Genomic DNA, 18761 nt, shown 5'->3' with positions numbered 1-18761 from the left:
AGAGAGTGCGGCGGCGTGAGGGCAGCAGGACGGTCGGTGTGGACAGGACTGCGGGACCGGATCGCGGCGTCCGACCCCGGACTGCTGCGCCTGACGGCCGGGTTGCGCACGGTCGGCGCCATCACACTCACCCTGGCCGTGCTCAGCCTGTTCGGGGCCGATGTGCACCTGCTGGTGGCGGGGGCCATGGCGGCGATGGTCGCCACCTTCGCCATCCGCGAGAAGCAGCTCGGGCCCCAGGCCGTGACGCTGGCGCTGGGCCTGCCGGTGGCGCTGGCCTCCGTGTCCCTGGGCGCGGTGCTCAACGCGCGTCTCTACGTCGGTGACATCTTCTTCGTCGTCCTTATCTTCTGCGCGGTCTACGGCCGCCGGTTCGGCGACCGCGGCACCGCGCTGGGGCTGATCGGCTTCCAGATCTACTTCCTGTCCCTGTTCGTCGGCGTCACCGTCTCCTCGCTGCCCGCGCTGTGCGGCGTCATGGCCGTGGCGTTCTGCTCCAGTGCCGTGCTGCGCTTCGCGGTGGTGCCCGCGACGCCCACGGGCGTCCTGATGCGGCTGCGGCTGGCCTTCCGCGCCCGGCTGGCCCAGCTGGTGTCCGCGCAGCTCGACCTCCTCGACGCCGACGGGGACGAGATGGACAAGGCCCTGAACGCCGTGCGCGAGGGCACCGCGCGGCTGCACGAGACGGCGATGATGATCCAGGCGCAGCTGGACGAGGGCACCTCGGACGAGTCGGTGGCGCGGCTCGTGCAGCGCCGGGTCGCGGACGCGGAGATCGCCGCCGAGCGGCTCGGTCTGCTGTTGCTGACCGCCCGCAGCGCCGAGCGTGCCGACACGCTCACCCTGCACCTGCCGGGCGCGCCCGCGCCGTCGCTGAGCGCGCCGGCGGTGCCTGACGAGGCCACCGCCACGCTCCGCCGGGATCTCCAGGCGCTGCGCACCCTCGTGCTGCGGGCCGGGAGCGGCGATACGGGCACCGCGCTGGCGCACGTACGCAACCGGCTTCTCGGCTACCGGGACGAGGAGAACCTGCCGCCCGCGCCCGCCGCCGTCCAGGATGTCTTCCGGGGCATCGGCGAGGCGGCCCGCGCGGTCATGGGTCTGCGGATCGCGCTGGACGGCCCGCAGGACGAGTCGGACGACACCCCTGCCACGGCCCGCTCCCGCGAGGAGCTGGACGCCGAGGACGCCGCGATCGACGGGGGCGGCGAGGAGCCGGCCGCCGAGGAGGAGACAGGTCTGCGGCGGCCTACCACCCGCGCCGCCGTGCAGGTCGCCGTCGGCTCGACGCTGGCCATCGTGGGCGGCGAGATGCTGTCCACACAGCGCTGGTACTGGGCGGTGCTGACCTGCTGGATCGTTTTTCTGAACACCGCCTCCACGGGCGAGATCCTGGTCAAGGGCTACCGGCGGCTGCTCGGCACGGTGTTCGGCGTCGTGGCCGGAATCGTGCTGGCGGGCCTGGTCGGGCAGAACACCTGGACGGCGTTCGCGCTGGTGCTGGTGCTGATCTTCGCGATGTTCTACTCGGCACCGTTGTCGTACACGCTGATGTCGTTCTTCGTCACGGCGATGCTGGGGCTGCTGTACACACTGCTGCACACCTACAGCCTCGACGTGCTCGTGCTGCGGGTGGAGGAGACCGCCCTCGGCGCTGCCTGCGGCGTGGTCGCGGCGGCGCTGGTCCTGCCGGTGCGGACGGACCGCCGTACGAACGAGTTGCTCGGCACCGTGCTCGACCGGCTGGCGGACGTCACCGAGGCCGCGGTCGGGCAGCTCAGCGGCGGGCCCGCGGACGAGCTGCTGGACAAGGCGCGTGACCTGGACCAGGCGCTGGCCGACCTGCGGGCCGCCACGCAGCCGCTGACCCACCCGGTCACGCCGCTGCGGGCCCGGCGCCACACGGCCCGGTACGTGGTGGCGCTGCTGGAGACGTGCGCGTACCACGCGCGGACGCTGGCGGCGACCGCCGAGCTGCTGCCCACGCATCCCTCGATCGCGGCGGACCCGCGGTTGCGCGGGGCCGCGGCGCGTACCGTGCGCAACATCGGGACCATCGCGGCCCGGGTCGAGGACGAGCACACCGGGGCCCGGGTGGAGACGGGCCCGAGCATCGCCTCGCTGCTGGGGTCCGACGCCGGCACACCGCGCTACGGCCGGATCACCGACCGCGTGCTGCGGCATCTGGAGCGGCTGGACGAGGCCGTGGTGGGCCTGGCCCGGCCGCTGGGCGTGCCGGTGGCGGAACCCCGGGGCTGAGGCGGGTACCGCTCAGAAGTCCGTGGGCAGGCCGCTCACCTCGGCGATGCCCCGGAGCTCCTCGGTCTGCCTGTGCCGTTCCTTGATGTAGTCGGCTATCTCGCCGAGGCGGTCCGGGTCGGACGCGGTGGTCGCGTCCGTGACGATCCTGACCGGGCCGGTGTCGTCGACGTCGAGTTCGACCACTTCGTTGTCGAGGCGGCCGGTGACGGCGGTGGCGATGACGAGGGCCACCTCGTCACGCACCTCTTGGGGCAGTTCGTCGCCGGCCCCTGAGTCGAGCGCGAAGTCGAGGCTGGACAGGCGCTCCTCGTCGATCGCCTCGAGGACCGGTTCCACCACGCGCATCAGGAGGCGGTAGTCCTCGGTGTCCATCCGGATGCGCAGGAGGTCCAGGTACATGTCCACGGGCCGGTCGTCGCCATGCGGAATCTCGGAATCGCTCATTGGCTTCGTGTTCCCCGCAGGACGCGGCTCAGACGCGTCGCCAGCGGGCCATCGCGAAGGAGAACACCCCGAACAGCACCAGCCCGGCCGCGACGCAGACCAGGAGCCAGGGGCCGAGGGGGGTGTCGGCGAAGGTGCGCAGGGTGTCGTCCAGGCCCTTGGCCTGGTCGGGTTCGTAGTCGATCGCGGCGCGGAGGGCGAAGACACCCGCCACGGCGAACACCAGCCCGCGGGCGGCGCCGCCGGCCACACCGGTGACGTCCACCAGCCGCCGGGTGCGGGGGCCCATCTGCCCGAGCCGGAGCTTGTCGTGGTACTTGCGCAGGACCGCCCGTACGCCGATCCACCCTCCCGCGGCGACGATCGCGATCCCGGCCGCGCCGACCAGCCACTGCCCGCCGGGTATCTCCAGGGCCCTGGCGGTGGCGTCCCGGGACTGCTGGTCGCTGGAGCCGCCGCCGCTCTGGTCACGGCTGGCCGCGAAGGACAGCACGGAGTAGGCGACGAAGGCGTAGAACGCGCAGCGGACCGCTGCCATCAGCCGCTTGCGGGCGCTGCGGCCGTCCTGTCCGACGGAGCCGAAGAACACCTCGGACAGCCGCCACAGGGCCATGCCGACGAGCCCGATGCCCAGGGCCCAGAGCAGCACCGCTCCGAAGGGCTTCTGCGAGATTGCCGCCAGGGCTCCCCCGCGGTCGGCCTGCTCCTTGGTGTCACCGAAGGCGATCTGCAGCGCCAGCGCGCCGACCAGCAGATAGATCACGCCCCGGGCGGCGAATCCCGCCCGTGCCGCCCCCTCGGTCACCGAACCCCGTGCCGCCCGTCGGGCTCGGAACCGTCCGGTCTGTGCCAGCGCACTCGTGTTCATGTCTGCCTCCCGGCGTTCCGGATGCCCCGGCTCGGCGGCCACACACCCGGCCGGCCTCCGGACCAGCGCATTCCGGCCTGGCGGCCCAGGAGTGCCCCGGCCGTGGCGGGTACGCGAAGGGGCCCGGCCGCGGCTGATGCCGTCGGCCGGGCCCCTGTTCCGCCCGTGGTCAGGTGGCCAGGGCTGCGGTCTCCCGGGCCGGTGCGGGCGCGGTCGCGAGCCACTGGTGTGCGGCTTCCAGGGCTCGCCCGATGTCACGGGTGCCGGTGGACACGCACAGCGTGTACGCCAGGTCGCGTGCCCGTGGACCGGGCTCCGCCGGTGCGGTTCCGGACTGGGCGGCCGATAACAGTGCCTCGTACTCGTCGACGAGGCGGCGCAGCACGGCGGGATGGGGTCTCAGCATGTGGTTCTCGCTCCTCGTGGGTCGGGGGGTCAGGCCGTCGTGGAGGTGCTGCCGCTGTCCCGGGCGCCCGTCCGCTGCCCCAGGGCCTCGTCGCGCACTCGGGCGCAACTGCGGCTGATGAGCCGGGAGACGTGCATCTGGGATATGCCGAGGTGGTCGGCGATGCGGCTTTGCGTCATGTCCTCGAAGAAGCGCATGTAGAGAATGGCCCGTTCGCGTTCCGGCAGGCGGCGCAGGCCTTCCTTGGCGGACTCGCGGTCGACCACGACGTCGTAGGAGGCGTCCGCCGCGCCGAGGGTGTCCGCGAGGCTGTAGCCGTCGTCGTCGGCCGAGAGCTCGGCGTCCAGCGACAGGGTGCTGAAGCTCTCCAGCGCTTCGAGCCCGGCGCTCACCTCTTCCTCGGTCAGGCCGGTGCGGGCGGCGAGGTCCGCCACGGAGGGCTCGGGGCTGCCCGGGTTCTGGGTGAGTTCGCGGCGTGCCACCCGCACCTTGTTGCGCAGTTCCTGCACCCGGCGGGGGACCCGCAGGGCCCACATCCGGTCCCGGAAATGCCGCTTGACCTCGCCGGTGATGGTGGGGACGGCGTAGCTCTCGAAGGCTCCCCGGCTCGGGTCGAACCGGTCGACGGCCTTGACCAGCCCGAGAGCCGCGACCTGCTTCAGATCCTCCAGCGACTCTCCGCGGTCGCGGAAGCGGCCGGCGATGCGGTGGGCCATGGGCAGCCAGAGCGCGACGAGCTCGTCACGGACGGCCTCCCGCTCGGGACCCTCCTCCAGTTCCGCCATCCGGGTGAAGAGGGCCGCGGTGTCCGGGGCGTCGTCGTGCCGCCGCCGGGCGGCGGTGGTCGTCGTTCCGGACGTGCCGGGGCGGTTCGTGGGCGTGTCGATGAGCATGCGGATTCGCTCCTGACAACGGTGATTTCAGGGTCTACCGCGGGAGGGGCACCGCCCGGATCGCCTGGAGGGCCTCCGGGGCAGTCATACCGCTCCCGCCGGCGCGCCTCCGGTCCGAAGCACGAGATTGCGACTGCCCTGCCCCCGGTGGAACAAACTCCACTTTGCTGTGCAATCTGCCCGGGAGCCGGCACCCGGGTTTTCAGGCGAGGGGTACGACGGCGGTGATGCACTTGCCGCCGGCGGGCAGGTCCGAGACGCGGATGTCGCGGGAGAGCCGGCACACGATGGGCCAGCCGTGGCCCCCGTGCCGCAGCCGTCCGTGCGGATCGGTGGGCGGCGCGGTGACGGGCAGTGCGTCACTGCGGTCGCTCACCGAGACTCGCACGCCGGGGCCGTCGACGTCGACCTGGAAGTCGGTGACGCCGCCGCCGTGCAGGATCGCGTTGGTCGTCAGCTCCGAGACGACGAGCAGCGCGTCGGACAGGGCGTCCGCGTCGCACGGGGTGTGGGTGGCGCGGCAGCGTTCGGCCACGGCTCGCTCCACGGCCCGGCGCGCCTCGGCGGGTTTGTACGGCCGGGCCCGGTCCGCGCCGAGCGGCCCGAATACGGATTCGATCATGTGCTCGTCGCACATCCTGCAGCTCCCTGGTCGGTGAAGACGGGAAGCCGGGTCCGGCCCGCGTTCCATGGCCGTCCGCACGGGCACGCCTGGGGCTCACGGTGCCCGCTGCTTCCTTCAACCTGCCGCGGCGTTCGGGGCGCGCACCTCGCGAGCGCCGCGGTCCTCTTCTCTTCGGCTGACCTCTCCCCGCACCTGCAAACCTCCGGTCCGCCTCCTCCTGTCGAAAAGCCCCCGAACGGCCGCCGGTCGGTGCCATCTCGGCGCGATGCGTGGGTAGGCGGGGTGCATGACCGATGTGGTGGACTCGGACGAACTGCTGCGGCGCATCCGGCGCGCGAGGACCTGCGCGTTGCGGGAGGAGCGGACGTGGCGTGCCAGGAGCGAGGAACTGGGCGCGACCGACCCGAAGGGGGCCAGAGACGCGACCGTGCGAGGGATGTCCTACGAGGCGGTGGTCAGGGTGCTGGACGAGATCCTGACGCCGGGCAAACACAGTCCGGAGGACTGACCGGAAGGGCTCGTACCCGGTGCCGGACCGGGGTCGATTGCCAGAGGACGTGCCGGGCACCCGGTGCGGATGACAGTCGACCACACCCGAGCACCGGTTCTGGAAGCCCTGGACGAGTACCGCCGCAAAGGGCAGCTGTCGTTCACACCGCCTGGGCACCAGCAGGCGCGCGGCGCCGAGCGGCGGGCATGCACCTCCCCGATCCCACGGACCCGGAGCTGAATACGGTCCGGGTCGTCGCCGAGAGCGTGCGGTGACTCCGACGTGAAACGGGTCACCCAACCCGGTCCGGGTGCGCACACGGCTCTTAAATGGTTTATCGTTCATTCATACGTGGTGCCGGAGTCGAACCCGTGGTCCTCCGTGCATCACCGCTAACGGCCCTGGCTGGTCTCCCCCGTCCAGCCAGGGCTTTTTCATGCCCGGAGAAAGTTGCGCACGCCGAGGTGCCCGAGGCCCCGCCAGCGGCTGAAATGGGCGTAGGGAGAAAGCACCGGAAGTCGACAGCCCGGCGAGGAGCTCCGCGTCATGACCAAAGCGATCAAACTCCTGACCGCCCTGCCTCCGCCGCAGCGGCAGCGTCTGATGACGCTCGCGCGGGAGGTGTCCTTCCCCGAGGACACCCGGATCTTCGAGGCGGGCGGCGCGGCCGATCGCTTCTGGGTCATCCGCTCCGGCGCGGTCTCCCTGGACCAGGAGGTCAACTCCCTGCAACGGGTGACCGTGGCCAGCCTCGGCGCGGGCGACCTGCTCGGCTGGTCCTGGCTGTTCCCGCCGCACACCTGGGACTTCGGCGCGGTGGCGTTCAGTCCCGTACGGGCCTACGAGTTCGACGCGGCGGCCGTGCTGGAGCTGTGCGAGGAGGATTCCAAGCTGGGGCTGATGCTGGTGCGGTCGGTCGCCGAGGTGCTCGCGCACCGGCTGGAGATGACCCGGGGCAAGCTGATGGAGCAGTACACACTGCACCGGCGTGGGGCCCTGTGAGACATCAGACGCGGTAGCGGCGCAGCGCCGGTACCGCTGCGGCCAGGGCCAGCATCACGGCGACGACCAGCAGGCCGCCGCCCGTGACGGCGGTGCGGGGGCCGAAGGCGGAGCCCGCCGTGCCGTGCAGCACGTCGGCGAGGCGCGGGCCGCCCGCCACGACGACGGTGAAGACGCCCTGCATGCGCCCGCGCATCTCGTCGGTGGCGGCGGACAGCAGGATCGCTCCCCGGAAGACCATCGAGACCATGTCGGCCACACCGGCCACGGCGAGGAACGCCACCCCGACCCACAGACTGCTGCTCAGCCCGAAGCCCGCGACGGCCACACCCCACACGACCACCGCTCCGATGACCATCCAGCCGTGCCGGCGCGCCCGGGAGAAGGTGCCGGAGAACAGGCCGCCGATCACGGGGATGAGGGCACCGGCGAGCAGCGGGCCGGCCACCTGGCCGGTCTGCATCACGGTCGAGCCGAGGGCGCCCGCCGCGGGCAGTTCGTCCTCGGGGACCAGTCGGGCGATGGAGGCGGTGCGGGCCGGTGCGTTCAGGCCCCAGAAGGCCTGCTGCATGGCGAGCAGCACCATGAGCGCGGCGACCGACTCCAGACCGGCGAAGGCCTGGAGCCAGAACAGCAGCGAGGTGACGGCGATGCCGCTGTTGGTGACCAGCAGCAGCTTGCGCCGGTCCATGCTGTCGGCGATCGCCCCGCCCCACAGCGCGAACACGATCAGGGGCACGAGGCCCGCCAGGCTCGCCGCGCCCACCCAGGCCGAGGAGCCGGTGATGTCGTAGATCTGCTTGGGCACGGCGACGGCGGTGAGCTGGCTGCCGACGGCCGTGACGATGGTCGAGCCCCACAGCCGCCGGTAGGCGGGGCGGCGCAGGGGGCGGGTGTCCATGGCCCAGCGGCGCCAGCCACGGCGCCGGGGTGCCTCCGGCGCCGGATCCCGCTCTTCCGTCGTGCTCTCGCTCGTGTCCACTCGCCGCTTCCTGGATGCTCGCTACATCTACCGGGCCGGGGATCACTATCCCACCAGCCGCCGAGCGCCCCGGAGTCGAGGTCTCAGCTTCCGGCGATGAGCGCGGCACCGAGCACGATCATGGTGGCGGCGACCAGGCCGTCCATGACGCGCCAGGCGGCGGGCTTGGCGAGGTGACGGCCGAGCAGCCGGGCACCGAAGCCGAGGGCGGTGAACCAGCACAGGCTGGCCAGCACGGCGCCGAGGCCGAACGTCCAGCGCAGCGGGCCCTGGTCGGCGGCGACGGAGCCCAGCAGGAACACGGTGTCGAGGTAGACGTGCGGGTTGAGCCAGGTCATCGCCAGGCAGGTGAGCACGGCCCGGCGGCGTGATCCGGCCGCCTCCCCGTCCGCCCGCAGCGCGCCGCCGTCCGGCCGGATCACCCGGCGGGCGGCCAGGGCGCCGTAGCAGAGGAGGAACGCGCCGCCGATCCAGCCGACCGCCGTCAGCGCGCCCGGCCACCGCACCACCACCGCGCCGACGCCGCCGACCCCGAGCGTGATGAGGGCGGCGTCGGACAGGGCGCAGATGCCGACGACGGCGAGGACGGCGTCACGGCGGATCCCCTGGCGCAGGACGAAGGCGTTCTGCGCGCCGATGGCGACGATGAGGGACAGTCCGGTGCCGAATCCCGCGGCTGCGGCGGTGATGGTGCTGGTCATGGCCTTGACGCTACGGACGGACCCGCCCCCGGTACAGCTAAAGATCCTTACGTATCATTAGCGCGTGTGATGACCTCTGTGATGGCGGACCTGCCGCTGGACCAGGTGCGGACCCTGCTCGCGGTCGTGGACGAGGGCACCTTCGACGCGGCGGCGGCCGCGCTGCATGTGACGCCGTCGGCGATCAGCCAGCGTGTGAAGGCGCTGGAGCAGCGCACGGGGCGGGTCCTGCTGCTGCGGACCAAGCCGGTGCGGCCGACCGAGTCGGGCGAGGTGCTGGTGCGGCTGGCCCGCCAGGTGGCGCGGCTGGAGCGCGACGCGTACGCGGAGCTGGGCCTGAGCGGTACGGGCGAGCCGACCCGGGTCTCGGTTGCGGTGAACGCGGACTCGCTGGCCACCTGGTTCCTCGGGGTGCTCACGCGTGTGCCGGAGGAGCTGCGGCTCTACTTCGAGCTGCGCCGCGAGGACGAGGACCACACGGCGGCGCTGCTGCGGGAGGGCGTGGTGATGGCCGCGGTGACGTCGTCACCGGACGCCGTGCCGGGCTGCTCGGTGCGGTCCCTCGGGCGGATGCGCTACCTCCCGGTGGCAGCGCCGGACTTCGCCGCACGCCACGTCGGCGGCCCTCTGGAGCAGGTTCTTCTCGACGTGCCCGTCGTGTGTTTCGACCGCAGGGACGACTTCCAGGACGGCTTCGTCCGCCGGCTCACCCGGGGGCGGAGCGGCGCGAGCGCGCTGCGGCACTACGTACCGACGTCGGAGGGATTCGTCGACGCCGTGGCCGCCGGACTGGGCTGGGGTCTGGTGCCCGAGGCCCAGGCGGATCCCCTGCTGCGCACCGGCCTGCTCGTGGCGCTCGCCCCGGGCCGGACGGTCGATGTTCCCCTGTACTGGCAGCAGTGGAAGCTCGACTCCCCGGCGCTGGCGCAGGTCGCGGAGACGGTGATGGCTACCGCCGCGGAGGCGCTGCGCACCTGAGGGGCGTACCGCCCTACTCCCCGATACTCTCCAACTGCGCCGCCGCGCTGTGCAGCAGCATGTCCAGGGCCGTCGGATAGGCGCTGGTCAGCATGCGGGTGGCGAGCAGGGGTGCCGCTTCCGCGATGCGGGGATGGGTGGTGGCGGGCAGGCGGGCGTACGTCGAGCGCCACATCTCCTCGTCGGCGTGCAGTGAGGCGGTGGGCAGCGCCAGCGAGGCGGCGTCGAGCGCGGCGAAGGCCAGTGTGGTGTCGACGAACGCGTGGTAGACCCGCACCGCGTCCGGCAGCGGGAAGCCCGCCGTGCGCAGGACGTCCAGGACCGCCTCGTCGGCGGCGAGTTCGTGGGCCCGGCCCGAGACACGGCTGGCGGTGAGCACGGCCGCCTGCGGATGCGCCACGTACGCGGCGTGGATGCGCAGCCCGACGGCCCGCAGGTCCGCCCGCCACTCCCCCGTCGGCGCCCAGCCGCCGAGCGCCTGCCCGATCAGCGCGTCGCCGATGGCGAGCGTCAGGTCGTCCATGCCCCGGAAGTACCGGTAGAGCGTGCTCGGGTCGGCGTCCAGGGCCAGGCCGAGCCTGCGGGCGGTCAGTCCCGCGCTGCCGTGTTCGTGCAGCATGCGCAGCGCCGTCTCGACGATCAGCTCCTCGGACAGCACGGTGCCGCTCTTGGTGGGCCTGCGCCGGCGGCGTTTCTCCTCGGGCACCACGGGCTTCGGCACGACGGCTCCCTCCTTATGCCAACGCCATTGACCTTAAGACAGAGGGCGGCGTTTCATCTCCTCAAGGGCCCGCCACGTTCTTCGCGAATAGGGAGTTTCTGTCATGCGTGTTCTGCTTGTGGGCGCCGGCGGTGTGGGCGGCGCGATCACCCGTATCGCGGCCCGGCGACCCTTCTTCGAGGCGATGGTGGTGGCCGACTACGCACCGGCCCGGGCCGAGGCGGCGGTCGCCGCGCTCGGCGGCGACACGCGGTTCACCGCCGAGCAGGTGGACGCCGGCGACGAGGCGGCGGTGGCCCGCCTGCTGGCACGGCACCGCTGCGACGTCCTGCTCAACGCCACCGACCCCCGCTTCGTGATGCCCCTGTTCCGCGCGGCCCGGGCCGCGGGCGCCACCTATCTCGACATGGCGATGTCGCTGTCCCACCCGCACGAGGACCGGCCGTACGCGGAGTGCGGGGTGAGGCTCGGCGACGAGCAGTTCGCGCAGGCGGCCGAATGGGAGAAGGAGGGGGTGCTGGCCCTCGTCGGCATGGGGGTGGAGCCGGGCCTGTCGGACGTCTTCGCGCGGTACGCCGCCGACGAACTCTTCGACGAGATCGAGGAGATCGGCATCCGCGACGGCGCGAATCTGACCGTCGACGGCTACGACTTCGCGCCCTCGTTCAGCATCTGGACCACGATCGAGGAATGCCTCAACCCCCCGGTCGTCTACGAGAGCGACCGTGGCTGGTTCACCACCGCGCCCTTCAGCGAGCCCGAGGTCTTCGACTTCCCCGAGGGCATCGGACCGGTCGAGTGCGTCAACGTGGAGCACGAGGAGGTGCTGCTCGTCCCGCGCTGGGTCGACGCCCGCCGGGTCACCTTCAAGTACGGCCTGGGCCGGGAGTTCGTCGAGACGCTGAAGACACTGCACCTGCTGGGTCTGGACCGCACCGACCCGGTGACCGTGCCGGGGCCGGACGGGCCGGTGGCGGTCTCGCCCCGGGACGTGGTCGCCGCGTGCCTGCCCGACCCGGCGACCCTGGGCGAGCGGATGCACGGCAAGACGTGTGCGGGCACCTGGGTGCGGGGCGTCAAGGACGGGAAGCCGCGCGAGGTGTACCTGTACCACGTGGTCGACAACCAGTGGTCCATGACGGAGTACGGCAGCCAGGCCGTGGTGTGGCAGACCGCCGTCAACCCGGTCGTCGCGCTCGAACTCCTCGCCACCGGCGCCTGGTCCGGCACGGGCGTCCTCGGCCCGGAGGCCTTCCCGGCCGGCCCGTTCCTGGACCTGCTGACGGCCTACGGCTCGCCCTGGGGCCTGCGCGAGCAGTGAACGGTTGTCCGGGCGGTATTTGTTTCACGAGGCATCGACAGGTGACCCGAAAAGGAGTAAGCATCCGAACGGGCACGTTTCTACTGTGATGCAGGTGACTTCCATGGACAACTGGCGAGACCACGCTGCCTGCCGGCACGAGGACCCCGAGCTCTTCTTCCCGATCGGCACCACGGGCCCGGCCCTGCTGCAGACGGAGCAGGCCAAGTCGGTGTGCCGGCGCTGCCCCGTCCAGGACGAGTGCCTGCAATGGGCCATGGACACGGGGCAGTCCATCGGTGTGTGGGGCGGCACGAGCGAGACGGAACGGCGTGCGCTGAAGCGGCGCGCGGCAGCCCGGCGCCGCTCCGGCTGACGTCCGTCCACCGGCCGTTCGGTGCGGCCGGGGTTACGCTCGCGGCAGACCCGACCGTCGCAGAAGGGGCCGGCCATGAGCGTGCGCGTCCGCCGTGTCTACGATCCGCCCGAGCCGGACGACGGGACGCGCGTCCTGGTCGACCGGCTGTGGCCGCGCGGACTGTCGAAGGACGCGGCCCGGGTGGACGAGTGGCCGAAGGCGATCACCCCGTCGACGGAGCTGCGCCGCTGGTACCACGCGGGCGAGGCCTCCCACGAGGAGTTCGCCGAGCGGTACGAGGCGGAGCTGGCCGGCGACGAGGCCACCGAACTCCTCGGCCGGGTGCGGGACCTGGTCCGCGAGGGCGAGGTGACGCTGCTGACCGCGTCCAAGACGCCGGAGCGGAGCCACGCGACGGTACTGGCCCGCCTCCTCGAAGGCTGAGGAGGCGGGCCCGAGCCCGTCAGGCGGTCTGCTTCTCCGCCGCCCGGCCCGCCGCCCGCCCCGAGAAGAGGCAGCCGCCGAGGAAGGTGCCCTCCAGCGCGTTGTAGCCGTGGACCCCGCCGCCGCCGAAACCGGCGACCTCGCCGGCCGCGTACAGCCCCTCCACCGGCTTGCCGTCGGCCCCGAGGGCGCGGGAGTCGAGGTCGGTCTGGATGCCGCCGAGGGTCTTGCGGGTGAGGATGTGCAGCTTGACGCCGATCAGGGGGCCGGCCGCCGGGTCGAGGATGCGGTGCGGGGTGGCGACCCGGCCGAGGCGGTCGCCGATGTAGCGGCGTGCGTTGCGGATGCCCTGCACCTGGGCGTCCTTGGCGTAGGGGTTGGCGATCTGCAGGTCGCGGGCCTCGATCTGACGCTTGATCCCGGCCGTGTCGAGGAGCGGCTTGTCGGTGAGGTCGTTCATCTTCGCGACGAGTTGTTCGACGCTGGGCGCGGTCACGAAGTCGGCGCCCTTGCGCAGGAACGCGTCGACCGGTCCGGGCGCGCCCTTGCCGAGGATGCGTTCCTTGAGGAACCCGGCGCGGTCCTTGGCGGTGATGTCGGGGTTCTGCTCGGAGCCCGAGAGCGCGAACTCCTTCTCGATGATCCTCTGGGTGAGGATGAACCAGGAGTGGTCGTACCCGGCGATGTCCTCGGTGGTGCGCAGATGCTTCAGGGTGCCGAGGGTGTCGTAGCCGGGCAGGTACGGCCCGGGCAGGCGGCGGCCGAGGGCGTCGAACCACATCGAGGACGGCCCGGGCAGGATGCGGATGCCGTGGCCGGGCCAGATCGGGTCCCAGTTCCGCAGGCCCTCGGTGTAGTGCCACATGCGGTCACGGTTGACCAGCCGTACGCCCGCCTCGGCGCTGATGTCGAGCATCCGCCCGTCGACGTAGGCGGGGACGCCGGTGACCATCTCCTGCGGCGGGGTGCCGAGGCGCTCGGGCCAGTAGCGGCGGACGATGTCGTGGTTCGCGCCGATGCCGCCGCTGGTGACGATGACGGCCTGGGCGGTGAGTTCGAACTCGCCTATCGGGTCACGGTTGGAGGCGACACCGCGGGGTGAGGTGTCCTCGGCCAGGACCGTGCCGCGCACGCCCCGGGCGGTGCCGGCCTCGACGACCAGTTCGTCGACGCGGTGGCGGTGGTGGAAGGTGAGCAGCCCGTCGCGCGCGGCCTGCTTGGCGTACCGGACGAAGGGTTCGACGACGCCGGTGCCGGTGCCCCAGGCGACGTGGAAGCGGGGCACGGTGTTGCCGTGCCCGTGCGCCGTGAGGTCGCCGCGCTCGGCCCAGCCGACGGTGGGCAGGAACGTGATGCCGTGCCCGTCCAGCCAGGACCGCTTCTCCCCCGCGGCGAACTCGACGTAGGCGCGCGCCCAGCGCACGGCCCAGGAGTCCTCGTCCTCCAGCCGGTCGAAGCCGGCGCTGCCCCGCCAGTCGCTCCAGGCGAGGTCGAAGGAGTCCTTGATGCCCAGGCGCCGCTGCTGCGGCGAGTCGACGAGGAACAGCCCGCCGAAGGACCAGAAGGCCTGCCCTCCGAGGTTGGCGGCGTTCTCCTGGTCGACCAGGGCGACCCTGCGGCCCTTGCTGGTCAGCTCGTGCGCCGCGACCAGGCCGGCGAGGCCCGCTCCTACGACGATGGCGTCGGCATCCATGGCGACCGTTCCCTTCCTCGGTTCTGCCTGTGCTCGGGGGTGCCGCTGCCGTCGGTCAGCAGGGCCGTGAGCAGTTGCTTCAGCCAGACGCGGGCGTGTTCGACGTCCCGGTCCAGCAGCAGTTGCGTGGTGACGCCGTCGTACGCCGCGACCACGGCACGGGCGGCGCCGTCCGTGTCGCCCAGTACGGCGGGCAGTGCGGTGTGCCCGCGGGCCCGGCCGAGCCGGTCGGCGATCGCCTGCCGCAGCCGTGCGCGGTGTTCCAGCAGGCTGCGAGCCACGTCCGGGTCGCGGGCCGCGTGCACGAGGAAGTCCGTCTTCACCAGGAGCCAGTCCCGGTCGAGGAGCAGCACGTCGGCGACACGGTCCACGGCGGCCGGCACGTCGAGGCCGGGCCCGTCGAGGGCGAGGGCCCCCGACACCTGTTCCGCGATCAGGTCGGCCCGCTCGCGGTAGAGGGCGAAGAACAGCTCGTCGAGGCTGGAGAAGTTGGAGTAGAAGGCACCCCGGCTGTAGCCGGCGGCCTCACAGACCTCCTCGATGGAGACATGGCCGAAGCCCTTGGCCGCGAACACGGAGAACGCCGCGTCCAGGAGGTTGGCCCGCGTGCGCACCCGGCGCCTGGTCACACGCCCCGTCGTTCCCTCCACGGCCATGTCCGGCCCCCTTTCGATACATGACTGTATTCGATACATCGGTGTATCGAAAGCCTCGCACGGAGAAGCCCTCCCCATTCCGATGGAACATATATTCGATTACGGGGTAGGCTGGGCTCATGCACCTCCAGGGCTCCCTCTTCGACCAGACCGACGAGCTGCGCCTCGGTCCTCTCGACGGGATCAGCCGGACCGACCTCGGTTTCGGCGCCTGGCTCGACGTCCTGCCCGCATGGCTCGGCGGTTCCGACGACCTGTTCGAACAGCTGGCCGCCGAGGTGCCGTGGCGGGCGGAGCGGCGCACGATGTACGACCACGTCGTCGACGTCCCCCGGCTGCTCGCGTTCTACGGCGCGGACGACCCGCTGCCGCACCCGGTACTGGACGAGGCACGGGACTCCCTGTCCGCCCACTACGCCGGCGAACTCGGCGAGCCGTTCACCACGGCCGGGCTCTGCTACTACCGCGACGGCCGGGACAGTGTGGCCTGGCACGGCGACCGGATCGGCCGCGGTGCCCGCGAGGACACGATGGTCGCCATCCTGTCGGTGGGAGCACCCCGGGACCTGCTGCTGCGCCCGATGCGCGGTGGCCGCGACACCGTGCGCCGTCCGCTGGGCCACGGCGACCTCGTCGTGATGGGCGGCTCCTGCCAGCGCACCTGGGAACACTCCGTCCCCAAGAGCACACGGGCGACGGGGCCGCGCGTCAGCATCCAGTTCCGCCCGCACGGCGTGAACTGAGGCGGCCCGAACCGCCCTGTCGCCCGGGCCCCTTGAGCGGACCCGGCAATTCCGCCTGCGGCGGGGTCTGGTTTCCTTCTCTCGTCGGGCTGGGACCACACAACGCGGGGCGATCATGCGGGCAGACGTACGGCAAGTCGCGGACGACACCTATCTGGTGCACGGCTCCAACACCAACTGGGTGATCCTCACGGAGGGGGACGCCGTCACACTGGTCGACACCGGCTACCCCGGGGACCGGGAGCAGGTCCTCGCCTCGCTCGCGGAGGTGGGCAGTTCCCCGGAGGCGGTCGCGGCCGTGCTGATCACGCACGCGCACAACGACCACCTGGGTTCCGCCGAGTACCTGCGCGCCACGTACGGCACGCCCGTGTACCTGCACGAGGCCGAAGTGCCGCACGCGCGCCGGGAGTTCCTGCACCAGGTGTCCGTCGGGACAGTGCTGCGGAACGCCTGGCGGCCCGGTGTGCTGCCGTGGGTGGTGCACGCGCTGCGCTCCGGTGGCACGACGCACAACCCGGTCACGGCCCCCGAGCCGTTCCCGACGACGGGTGCCCTGGACCTGCCGGGCCGGCCCGTGCCGGTGCACACGCCCGGCCACACCGACGGGCACTGCGCCTACCACGTGCCGGGCACCGGCGTGCTGATCTCCGGCGACGCCCTGGTCAGCGGGCACCCCACCTCGCGGATCGAGGGACCGCAGTTGCTACCGGACATGTTCCACCACGAGCGCCCGCGCGCCGTGGCCTCCCTGGACCTCCTCGCGGAGCTGGAGGGCGAGCTGCTGCTGCCCGGGCACGGGCCGGTCCACCGCGGTCCGGTGCGGGACGCCGCTCTGCGGGCCCGCGAGCACGCCCTTTAATCTGATGTGACGATCGGCGGCGAGACAAGGACACCCGGCCCATGGCACTGCAGATCAGCGCGACCAACCCGGAGCATCCCGCGCTCCTGCTGGAACTGCCGTGGGACGTGCCCCTGGAGGAGTGGCCGGAGGAGTACCTCGTGCCCCTGCCGCGCGGTATCTCCCGGCACGTGGTGCGCTACTCCCGGGCCGGCGACGAGGTGATCGCCGTCAAGGAACTGGCCGCGCGGCCCGCGCAGCGCGAGTACGACATGCTGCGCGACCTGGACCGGCTCGGCATCCCGTCGGTGGACCCCCTCGCCGTGGTGACCGGCCGCACCACCGCGGACGGCGCCCCGCTGGAGAGCGTCCTGGTCACCCGGCATCTGGGCGGCTCGATGCCGTATCGCTCGATGTTCGAGACGACCATGCGCCCGGCCACCATGCACCGGCTGATGGACGCGCTCGCCGTGCTGCTGGTGCGGCTGCACCTGGCCGGGTTCGCCTGGGGCGACTGCTCGCTGTCCAACACCCTCTTCCGGCGGGACGCGGGTGCCTACGCCGCCTATCTGGTGGACGCCGAGACCGGTGATCTGCATCCGCAGCTCAGCGTCGGACAGCGCGAGTACGACCTGGACCTCGCCCGGGTGAACATCAGCGGGGAGCTGCTGGACCTGGAGGCGTCCGGGGCGCTGCACCCGTCCGTGGACCCCATCGAGTTCGGCATGGAGATCTGTGCCCGCTACCGCGGCCTGTGGGACGAGCTGACCCGCACCTCCGTCTATCCGGCCGGCAAGTACCAGCACATCGAGCGCCGGATCCGCCGCTTGAACGAACTCGGCTTCGACGTCGCCGAGATGCAGATCGAGCACGCCTCGAACGGTGACACGGTCAGCTTCGTGCCCAAGGTCGTCGACGCCGGCCACCACCAGCGGCAGCTGCTGCGCCTGACCGGCCTCGACACGGAGGAGAACCAGGCCCGGCGGCTGCTGAACGACCTGGAGAGCTGGATGGCGACCCAGGACGACTACGCGCCGGGCGATCCCCTGGGCGCCCGCCCGGAGGTACTCGCCCACCGCTGGGTGCGGGAGGTGTTCCGGCCGACCGTACGGGCCGTGCCGCCCGAGCTGCGCGGCGGCGTGGACCCGGCGGAGATCTACCACCAGCTCCTCGAACACCGCTGGTACATGTCCGAGCGGGCCCAGCACGACATCGGCATCGACACCGCGGTCGAGGACTACATCCGGAACATCCTGCCCAAGGCCCGCAAGACCCTGCAGCCGACCGCGGACTGAGCCGCCGCGGCCGTCAGGCGTGCGGCACCACGGCGACCGGGCAGTCCGCGTGGTGCAGCACCCCGTGCGCCACCGAGCCGATCCGGGCACCGACGGCCGTGCGGTGCGCCCGGCGGCCCACCACCATCAGCTGGGCCGTCCCCGCCACCGACAGCAGGACCTGGCCGGCGCTGCCCATCTCCACGTGCTCCGTCACCGGCACCTCGGGGAAGCGATCCCGCCACGGCCGGACCGCCGCGTCCAGGCTCTTCCTCTCGTACGGCTCCAGTCCTCCGGCCTCGTCGAGGAGCTTCAGCGAGCCCGGGCTGTAGGCGAACACGGGCGGCAGGGTCCAGGCCCGTACGACCCGCACGGTCGCCCCGCGCGCGGCCGCCGTCTCGAAGGCGAACCGCAGCGCGTCGGCGCTGTCCTCCGGGTCGCCCTGCTGGCCCACGACGATCTCGCGCCCGGCGGCCTCGGCCGAAGGCTCGTCGCCGGCCCGGACGAGCACGACGGGCCGCGCGGTCCCGGCGATCACCTGCTGGCCGACCGAGCCGAGCAGGAATCCGACGATCGGCCCGTGCCCGCGCGAGCCCAGCACCAGCAGCTCGGCGTCGGCAGCGGCGGCGAGCAGGGTGTCGACGGCCGGCCCCTCGACGACGTCGGTGGTCACGTCGAGGTCCGGGTGCCGTTCGGTGACGGTCCCGACGGCATCGGTCACCGCGTTGCGCACCCACTCCGCCTGGCTGTCGGCGTCCCCGGCGATCCGCGCCTCGGGCGCGTCCTGCGGCTGGGGCCGCCAGGCGTGCAGCACCCGCAGTGCCAGCCCGCGCCGCACCGCCTCCCGGGCCGCCCAGGACAGAGCGGCGAGGCTCTCCCGCGATCCGTCGACCCCTGCGGTGATCGGGCGTGTCATCCGGCTGCCTCCCTGCGGAACGTCACGGCGTGCTGCTCAGTCTTCACTACCCCCCGTTGGTGAGCCGAGGCATCCGAAGCTGATCTCCGTATCGGAGCGCGGCGCGGCGATCGAACATACGATGGGCGAAGGTCGGTGCGGTGCCCCGGGGCGCCGTGCCGGTA

Annotated in this window: 21 protein-coding genes; 10 read left to right on the top strand and 11 right to left on the bottom strand. The window is 72.3% G+C overall.

Annotated features, from left to right (window positions below):
• The first annotated feature begins 15 nt into the window (after nucleotides 1-15).
• Nucleotides 16-2259, top strand: coding sequence for an FUSC family protein (locus ACZ58V_RS39775; protein WP_468189508.1), 2244 nt, complete (start codon nucleotides 16-18; stop codon nucleotides 2257-2259).
• Between the two features lie 12 nt (nucleotides 2260-2271).
• Here the strand turns inward: ACZ58V_RS39775 and ACZ58V_RS39770 are convergent, their stop codons facing one another.
• The 5 genes from ACZ58V_RS39770 to ACZ58V_RS39750 form a co-directional block, all read right to left on the bottom strand.
• Nucleotides 2272-2706, bottom strand: coding sequence for a hypothetical protein (locus ACZ58V_RS39770; protein WP_184586420.1), 435 nt, complete (start codon nucleotides 2704-2706; stop codon nucleotides 2272-2274).
• A 28-nt stretch (nucleotides 2707-2734) separates the two neighbouring features.
• Nucleotides 2735-3574: a DUF1206 domain-containing protein gene (locus tag ACZ58V_RS39765; protein WP_468189506.1), complete on the bottom strand. Its 840-nt coding sequence runs from the start codon at nucleotides 3572-3574 to the stop codon at nucleotides 2735-2737.
• A 169-nt stretch (nucleotides 3575-3743) separates the two neighbouring features.
• On the bottom strand, nucleotides 3744-3980 hold the full coding sequence (locus tag ACZ58V_RS39760; protein ID WP_468189504.1) for a DUF5133 domain-containing protein: 237 nt from the start codon (nucleotides 3978-3980) through the stop codon (nucleotides 3744-3746).
• A gap of 29 nt (nucleotides 3981-4009) precedes the next feature.
• Nucleotides 4010-4873 (bottom strand): SigB/SigF/SigG family RNA polymerase sigma factor, encoded by an 864-nt coding sequence (locus ACZ58V_RS39755; protein WP_468189502.1) that lies wholly within the window; start codon nucleotides 4871-4873, stop codon nucleotides 4010-4012.
• 202 nt (nucleotides 4874-5075) lie between these two features.
• Nucleotides 5076-5510: an ATP-binding protein gene (locus tag ACZ58V_RS39750; protein ID WP_468189500.1), complete on the bottom strand. Its 435-nt coding sequence runs from the start codon at nucleotides 5508-5510 to the stop codon at nucleotides 5076-5078.
• 274 nt (nucleotides 5511-5784) lie between these two features.
• Here ACZ58V_RS39750 and ACZ58V_RS39745 point away from each other — a divergent pair, with 274 nt between their 5' ends.
• Together ACZ58V_RS39745 and ACZ58V_RS39740 are read left to right on the top strand one after the other, a co-directional pair.
• The gene (locus tag ACZ58V_RS39745; protein WP_468189498.1) at nucleotides 5785-6006 is read left to right on the top strand and encodes a hypothetical protein; all 222 of its coding nucleotides are present in this window, start codon (nucleotides 5785-5787) and stop codon (nucleotides 6004-6006) included.
• Between the two features lie 528 nt (nucleotides 6007-6534).
• Nucleotides 6535-6990, top strand: a complete 456-nt coding sequence (locus ACZ58V_RS39740) for a cyclic nucleotide-binding domain-containing protein (RefSeq protein ID WP_189725423.1) — start codon at nucleotides 6535-6537, stop codon at nucleotides 6988-6990.
• 4 nt (nucleotides 6991-6994) lie between these two features.
• Here the strand turns inward: ACZ58V_RS39740 and ACZ58V_RS39735 are convergent, their stop codons facing one another.
• A complete protein-coding gene (locus tag ACZ58V_RS39735; RefSeq protein ID WP_471296124.1) occupies nucleotides 6995-7972 on the bottom strand; it encodes an MFS transporter in 978 nt (325 codons plus the stop codon).
• An 83-nt stretch (nucleotides 7973-8055) separates the two neighbouring features.
• On the bottom strand, nucleotides 8056-8673 hold the full coding sequence (locus ACZ58V_RS39730) for a LysE/ArgO family amino acid transporter (RefSeq protein ID WP_468189494.1): 618 nt from the start codon (nucleotides 8671-8673) through the stop codon (nucleotides 8056-8058).
• A gap of 69 nt (nucleotides 8674-8742) precedes the next feature.
• Between ACZ58V_RS39730 and ACZ58V_RS39725 the strand changes: the two genes are divergently transcribed.
• Nucleotides 8743-9651, top strand: a complete 909-nt coding sequence (locus tag ACZ58V_RS39725) for a LysR family transcriptional regulator ArgP (RefSeq protein ID WP_468189593.1) — start codon at nucleotides 8743-8745, stop codon at nucleotides 9649-9651.
• Nucleotides 9652-9664: 13 nt separating this feature from the next.
• On the opposite strand, the gene ACZ58V_RS39720 is transcribed toward ACZ58V_RS39725, so the two are convergent.
• Nucleotides 9665-10372 (bottom strand): TetR/AcrR family transcriptional regulator, encoded by a 708-nt coding sequence (locus ACZ58V_RS39720; protein ID WP_382833303.1) that lies wholly within the window; start codon nucleotides 10370-10372, stop codon nucleotides 9665-9667.
• Between the two features lie 103 nt (nucleotides 10373-10475).
• Here ACZ58V_RS39720 and ACZ58V_RS39715 point away from each other — a divergent pair, with 103 nt between their 5' ends.
• The 3 genes from ACZ58V_RS39715 (at nucleotide 10476) to ACZ58V_RS39705 (ending at nucleotide 12474) form a co-directional block, all read left to right on the top strand.
• Nucleotides 10476-11693 (top strand): saccharopine dehydrogenase family protein, encoded by a 1218-nt coding sequence (locus ACZ58V_RS39715; protein WP_468189491.1) that lies wholly within the window; start codon nucleotides 10476-10478, stop codon nucleotides 11691-11693.
• Nucleotides 11694-11796: 103 nt separating this feature from the next.
• A complete protein-coding gene (locus ACZ58V_RS39710) occupies nucleotides 11797-12048 on the top strand; it encodes a WhiB family transcriptional regulator (RefSeq protein WP_193478998.1) in 252 nt (83 codons plus the stop codon).
• A gap of 75 nt (nucleotides 12049-12123) precedes the next feature.
• Nucleotides 12124-12474 (top strand): DUF488 domain-containing protein, encoded by a 351-nt coding sequence (locus tag ACZ58V_RS39705; protein WP_471296120.1) that lies wholly within the window; start codon nucleotides 12124-12126, stop codon nucleotides 12472-12474.
• Between the two features lie 19 nt (nucleotides 12475-12493).
• On the opposite strand, the gene ACZ58V_RS39700 is transcribed toward ACZ58V_RS39705, so the two are convergent.
• Nucleotides 12494-14167, bottom strand: a complete 1674-nt coding sequence (locus tag ACZ58V_RS39700) for an FAD-binding dehydrogenase (protein ID WP_471296118.1) — start codon at nucleotides 14165-14167, stop codon at nucleotides 12494-12496.
• Entirely contained in the window at nucleotides 14143-14823 is a 681-nt protein-coding gene (locus tag ACZ58V_RS39695; RefSeq protein WP_468189485.1) for a TetR/AcrR family transcriptional regulator, read from the bottom strand. The genes ACZ58V_RS39700 and ACZ58V_RS39695 overlap by 25 nt, the downstream gene beginning before the upstream one ends.
• Nucleotides 14824-14942: 119 nt before the next feature.
• Between ACZ58V_RS39695 and ACZ58V_RS39690 the strand changes: the two genes are divergently transcribed.
• The 3 genes from ACZ58V_RS39690 to ACZ58V_RS39680 all read left to right on the top strand — a co-directional run bounded on the left by ACZ58V_RS39690 (nucleotide 14943) and on the right by ACZ58V_RS39680 (nucleotide 17702).
• Entirely contained in the window at nucleotides 14943-15566 is a 624-nt protein-coding gene (locus tag ACZ58V_RS39690; protein WP_468189483.1) for an alpha-ketoglutarate-dependent dioxygenase AlkB, read from the top strand.
• 115 nt (nucleotides 15567-15681) lie between these two features.
• Nucleotides 15682-16428 (top strand): MBL fold metallo-hydrolase, encoded by a 747-nt coding sequence (locus ACZ58V_RS39685; protein ID WP_468189481.1) that lies wholly within the window; start codon nucleotides 15682-15684, stop codon nucleotides 16426-16428.
• Nucleotides 16429-16469: 41 nt separating this feature from the next.
• Entirely contained in the window at nucleotides 16470-17702 is a 1233-nt protein-coding gene (locus ACZ58V_RS39680) for a DUF4032 domain-containing protein (RefSeq protein WP_468189479.1), read from the top strand.
• Between the two features lie 13 nt (nucleotides 17703-17715).
• On the opposite strand, the gene ACZ58V_RS39675 is transcribed toward ACZ58V_RS39680, so the two are convergent.
• Nucleotides 17716-18597, bottom strand: a complete 882-nt coding sequence (locus ACZ58V_RS39675; protein ID WP_468189477.1) for a universal stress protein — start codon at nucleotides 18595-18597, stop codon at nucleotides 17716-17718.
• Nucleotides 18598-18761: the final 164 nt, after the last annotated feature.

It is taken from the genome of Streptomyces sp. NPDC040589 (assembly GCF_055594445.1).
This window is presented reverse-complemented; position numbering and strand designations above follow the sequence as displayed.

Excerpts from the sequence above, each read along its gene's own strand:
- ACZ58V_RS39770 (WP_184586420.1), bottom strand. The coding sequence starts at position 2,706 with ATGAGCGATTCCGAGATTCCGCATGGCGACGACCGGCCCGTGGACATG.
- ACZ58V_RS39765 (WP_468189506.1), bottom strand. The coding sequence starts at position 3,574 with ATGAACACGAGTGCGCTGGCACAGACCGGACGGTTCCGAGCCCGACGG.
- ACZ58V_RS39760 (WP_468189504.1), bottom strand. The coding sequence starts at position 3,980 with ATGCTGAGACCCCATCCCGCCGTGCTGCGCCGCCTCGTCGACGAGTAC.
- ACZ58V_RS39755 (WP_468189502.1), bottom strand. The coding sequence starts at position 4,873 with ATGCTCATCGACACGCCCACGAACCGCCCCGGCACGTCCGGAACGACG.
- ACZ58V_RS39750 (WP_468189500.1), bottom strand. The coding sequence starts at position 5,510 with ATGTGCGACGAGCACATGATCGAATCCGTATTCGGGCCGCTCGGCGCG.
- ACZ58V_RS39745 (WP_468189498.1), top strand. The coding sequence starts at position 5,785 with ATGACCGATGTGGTGGACTCGGACGAACTGCTGCGGCGCATCCGGCGC.
- ACZ58V_RS39740 (WP_189725423.1), top strand. The coding sequence starts at position 6,535 with ATGACCAAAGCGATCAAACTCCTGACCGCCCTGCCTCCGCCGCAGCGG.
- ACZ58V_RS39730 (WP_468189494.1), bottom strand. The coding sequence starts at position 8,673 with ATGACCAGCACCATCACCGCCGCAGCCGCGGGATTCGGCACCGGACTG.
- ACZ58V_RS39725 (WP_468189593.1), top strand. The coding sequence starts at position 8,743 with ATGACCTCTGTGATGGCGGACCTGCCGCTGGACCAGGTGCGGACCCTG.
- ACZ58V_RS39715 (WP_468189491.1), top strand. The coding sequence starts at position 10,476 with ATGCGTGTTCTGCTTGTGGGCGCCGGCGGTGTGGGCGGCGCGATCACC.
- ACZ58V_RS39710 (WP_193478998.1), top strand. The coding sequence starts at position 11,797 with ATGGACAACTGGCGAGACCACGCTGCCTGCCGGCACGAGGACCCCGAG.
- ACZ58V_RS39705 (WP_471296120.1), top strand. The coding sequence starts at position 12,124 with ATGAGCGTGCGCGTCCGCCGTGTCTACGATCCGCCCGAGCCGGACGAC.
- ACZ58V_RS39700 (WP_471296118.1), bottom strand. The coding sequence starts at position 14,167 with ATGGATGCCGACGCCATCGTCGTAGGAGCGGGCCTCGCCGGCCTGGTC.
- ACZ58V_RS39695 (WP_468189485.1), bottom strand. The coding sequence starts at position 14,823 with ATGGCCGTGGAGGGAACGACGGGGCGTGTGACCAGGCGCCGGGTGCGC.
- ACZ58V_RS39690 (WP_468189483.1), top strand. The coding sequence starts at position 14,943 with ATGCACCTCCAGGGCTCCCTCTTCGACCAGACCGACGAGCTGCGCCTC.
- ACZ58V_RS39685 (WP_468189481.1), top strand. The coding sequence starts at position 15,682 with ATGCGGGCAGACGTACGGCAAGTCGCGGACGACACCTATCTGGTGCAC.
- ACZ58V_RS39680 (WP_468189479.1), top strand. The coding sequence starts at position 16,470 with ATGGCACTGCAGATCAGCGCGACCAACCCGGAGCATCCCGCGCTCCTG.
- ACZ58V_RS39675 (WP_468189477.1), bottom strand. The coding sequence starts at position 18,597 with ATGACACGCCCGATCACCGCAGGGGTCGACGGATCGCGGGAGAGCCTC.